Raw genomic sequence first — 515 nt, 5'->3', positions numbered from 1 at the left:
ACTGAGCTGAACATGATTTCGCGCCTCGTAGACTGAGCGTTATCGCCTTCAGTTTTACGTTTATGCGTAAGTTCAGAGTGACCAAATGGAATCTGATCTGGTTTTGATTTGCCCTGAGCTTTCAGAAAGTCGTCGACTTGTTGAGCAAGGGCAATGGATTTGCCCTTTTTCATAAAAACGTCATGGTCTAAATTAGTGCGCATATTGTTCACCATTCATGGCTTTATGATCGTGCTGGGCTAATGCAGTTTGCTGATCGATGTACACAGCAAGATCATGCAAATTGACCATCCAAGATGCTTTCTGTTTTTCGCCTAAACGGATCACAGGGAACGGCAATTCTTGTTTCACTGCTTTACGTTTGGCAATTTCGAGTGACATGTGGCTCAAGTAGTCTTCAACCACATTTTCAAGTGGGACCACTGGAGACATGTAACGCAACACAAGCATCGTGTACGTGTTGATAACTGGAGCAAATTGACCTTTCACTTCAATGCCCCTAGTTCCTTGAAGAT

At 43.5% G+C, this 515-nt stretch carries 2 protein-coding genes; both read right to left on the bottom strand.

The genetic code is table 11. The annotated features are described in order from the left end of the window. A partial coding sequence (locus OPC11_RS22070; protein ID WP_264783426.1) for a hypothetical protein occupies positions 1–215 on the bottom strand: 215 nt, incomplete at its 3' end. Continuing rightward, the coding region (locus OPC11_RS22065) for a pyocin activator PrtN family protein (protein WP_264783425.1) at positions 193–515 on the bottom strand (323 nt) is incomplete at its 5' end. The genes OPC11_RS22070 and OPC11_RS22065, both read right to left, overlap by 23 nt.

The sequence above is a fragment of the Haladaptatus sp. T7 genome (genome assembly GCF_026008575.1).
Lineage (GTDB): Archaea > Halobacteriota > Halobacteria > Halobacteriales > Haladaptataceae > Haladaptatus > Haladaptatus paucihalophilus.
Note: the sequence above shows the minus strand (reverse complement) of the source record. Positions and strands in the feature narration are given on the sequence as shown.